We start from the raw sequence: 2568 nt of genomic DNA, 5'->3' as shown, positions 1-2568 counted from the left end.
CACCGTCGCTGGTGTCCTCTGCGGAGGTGTTTATGCCATCAGAGTCATCTTCATCGTCTCTGTAGTCGGGAATGCCATCCCCATCGGTGTCCTGCCTTTTGGACTTGGATCCTTTGATGTTGGCAATACCAGTGCCTGAGTAGTTGTCAAAGATGTTTTCGAGCCCGTCCCCATCGGTGTCCAGTCCGTATCCTGTTTCGTCAGAGAGGTCACCATCCTGATCGGTATCCAGGTCACTGAAGCCGTTTTTGTTGGCGTCAAATCCTTCTACCACATCCGGGACATTGTCATCATCAGAGTCCGTATCCAGGTAATCAGGGTCGCCATCACTATCAGAATTGATGGGGTTGATGTAGGTGCCGCCATTGTCAGCATCGTAGACATCCTTGAGTCCGTCGCCATCGGTATCCAGAGAAGTGATCACGATAAACCCTGCTGAAGGCTGTGCTTCCCTGTTGTCAGTAAGACCGTCATTGTCAGAGTCCAGGTCCAGGTAGTTAGCCAGCGCATCTCCATCTGTGTTGGTGAGTGTAGCTGCTGTACCGGTTCCAGCGCATTGATTGCTACTGGCATGTGTTAGCGCATCCAATGAAGCATTGGCTGTGGGTGAGGTCACTCTAATGTATCTGGCACCCCCTGAAGTAGTGTACGTCGTAGCAAGATTGGTGAAGGTTATGGTATTGCTAAAGTTTGCACCATCAGTGGATTGTTCCAACCTGATCTGGTTACCTAGTCCAACCGTGGCAGCAACTGTAATAGTAGTTCCCCCGGGAAGAGTAACGCCCATGTCTAAAATGATGAAATCAGCTGCATCGTTAAAGGTTGCGTTTGTTCCGTTGATAGAGCCTAAAGCATTAAAAGGATTCCCCACTGAGGACTCATTAAAAATCCAGGAAGCTGAGCCGGAAGTGGCACAATTGGGGTCCACACTGTCATCCAGACCGTTGTTATTGGCGTCTGTTATGCCAAAACCCTCGTCCATTGTGCCGTCTCCATCGGCATCCGTAAGGCCTACTTCCAGTAGATCGGAAATTCCGTCATTATCGCTGTCCAAATCAAAAAAGTCAGGAACGCCATCTTTGTCATGGTCCACCCGGTCATCAATTCCATCACTATTTGAATCTATGAAACCAGTATAATCACTGTCCAGATAGTTGTAGATGTTATCTCCATCTTCATCTCCAAATGGGAGCGTGCCGTTGCTTTCCTGAATGATAGATATACCATCATTATTAGGATCAAGATCCATTGCATCAATAATACCATCTCCATCATTATCAGGATTGAAAAGGTAGTCTGGTACTGTTAGCCCCCCTTGGGTGAAGTCGTTGGTCCAGTTGCCATCAGATGCACCTCCAGCGCCATCTCCAAAATCTTCTGCCGCAGTGCTTATTCCATCATTATCATCATCCGTATCCCTGAAGTCTCTAATATCGTCTGCGTCAGTATCTTGCATTGTTGCATTCGACCCTGTGATATTGGCGACGGTGCCTCTGCCGGAGTTGGAGTCGAAGAGGTAAGAAATACCGTCGGCATCCACATCTGATCCATAGCCACTTTCGTCTGTAGGGTCATTGTTGCCATTGGTGTCCCAATCACCGAACCCATCCATGTCGCTGTCCCAGGCTTCCACTACATCGGGGATTCCGTCATCATCCGAGTCTGTATCCAGGTAATCCGGATTACCGTTGAGATCTGAATTGACGGGAGCCAGAGCTCCTCCGGCATCCTGATCATAGATGTCCATAATACCGTCACCATCACTGTCTACCAACACAGGTGCTTTGTAAGCAAGGTTGGTTTGCGCTTCTATGTTGTCAGGAATGCCATCACCGTCAGCATCCAGATCCAGATAGTTATCAATACCATCACTGTCAAAGTCAGTGGGAGCAAGAGCTGACCCCCCAGAGCAATTGGTGATGGTGTATGTGTAAGATACATGGTATAACCTACCGGTATTGGCACCAGTGTTTTCTATCCGAATGTAATACGCGTCAGATGTAACTACAGTGTAGGTAGTATTGGTTGTGGTATTGTTGGAGGTAATATTTCCTGAGGAAGCCACAAGATTCTGTCCACTGTCATACTGACGAATGACTATGGTGGTGTTGGTTCCACCACCTCCATTTCGTCTGTGTCTCACTACGATGGTATTACCCACTATTACCGGCCCCTCTAATTGAATATCAATGTATGCGCCACTGTTGAATGTGCCATACGTGGTATTATTAGCATCCAGGATGTTAGCAATGTTATTGAGGGTTCCGCTTGTTCCCACATTGGTTCCACCCGTCGTTGCAGTGTTGGTAGACGCTCCATCGCAAGCAGGATCGTAGGTGTCATGTAGTCCATTGGCGTTAGCATCCGTAATACCCGCTCCTTCATCGAGTGTACCATCCTGATTGGCATCAGTGAGTCCGAATTCGAGGATGTCAGGAATCCCATCATTGTCACTGTCCAGGTCTTTGAAGTCAGGAATACCATCCAGATCCTTATCAAACTGGTCGATGACTCCATCACCATTGATGTCGGTAAAGCCTGTGGTGTTGATTCCACTGGTGTTGGTAT

At 48.0% G+C, this 2568-nt stretch carries 1 protein-coding gene; it reads right to left on the bottom strand.

From position 1 onward, the window contains the following. Positions 1-2568, bottom strand: a 2568-nt coding sequence (locus tag GV030_RS17365) for a beta strand repeat-containing protein (protein ID WP_370519080.1), incomplete at both ends; no start/stop codon positions are given.

Origin of the sequence: Marinoscillum sp. 108 (genome assembly GCF_902506655.1) — a bacterium.
GTDB lineage: Bacteria > Bacteroidota > Bacteroidia > Cytophagales > Cyclobacteriaceae > Marinoscillum > Marinoscillum luteum.
The sequence above is the reverse complement of the archived record's forward strand: the minus strand, read 5'-3'. Positions and strand labels throughout refer to the sequence as shown.